General features: G+C 58.0%; 1 protein-coding gene. It reads right to left on the bottom strand.

Annotated features, from left to right (window positions below; translation table 11 throughout):
- The coding region (locus DDR33_RS26535; protein WP_202913855.1) for a DUF6443 domain-containing protein at nucleotides 1-633 on the bottom strand (633 nt) is incomplete at both ends.

Here is a 633-nt window from a genome sequence, read left to right as displayed (position 1 = left end):
GTTCAGGGGCGAAGGCTCAAAGCGGGTCTGGGCAAAGGGGTATGGAATGGGGCTCACTCCTGATCCGGGGGACGTGTAGTAAGCGGGCTGGCTGCTAAGGGCTGCCGGTTTGTAAGAACCGGTGTTATTGACATCGGCATATCCCAGGTATTTCGTTGCTTCCCGCCCGAAGACGTCGTATTCGTTGGGGACGACCAGGTCCTTGTTCTGGGATGGGGCTCCTTTATACTGTACGGTCTGAAGGGGCCTGCCCAGGCCATCGAAATACTGGATGGTGGACTGGACATCATTGGCGCTTTTGCTTTTGATGTCGGCTGTTCCGTCAAATGGCTTCCTTGGGGTCATCGTCAGGATGTAGTTCTGGTCCTGGCTGGGTTGAGGGCCTCCGCTGGTCACGGCAAAGGTGATAGTGGTACTGCCGGTACCGCTGCTGCTGCGGGCGGTGATGGTATAAGTGGTAGCCGGACTGGATACTGTTGGGGTCCCGCTGATGGTGCCGGTCTCGGAGTTCAGCGTCAGGCCGGCGGGTAATGCGGGACTGATGGTGAAGGCCGGGGTCACGACGATCTTGCGGATCACATTGCCGGTATTATTGCCGACATAGATATTGCCCTGGCTGTCCTGGCAGATCCC

It is taken from the genome of Pararcticibacter amylolyticus (assembly GCF_003130405.1).
Lineage (GTDB): Bacteria > Bacteroidota > Bacteroidia > Sphingobacteriales > Sphingobacteriaceae > Arcticibacter > Arcticibacter amylolyticus.
The sequence above is the reverse complement of the archived record's forward strand: the minus strand, read 5'-3'. Positions and strand labels throughout refer to the sequence as shown.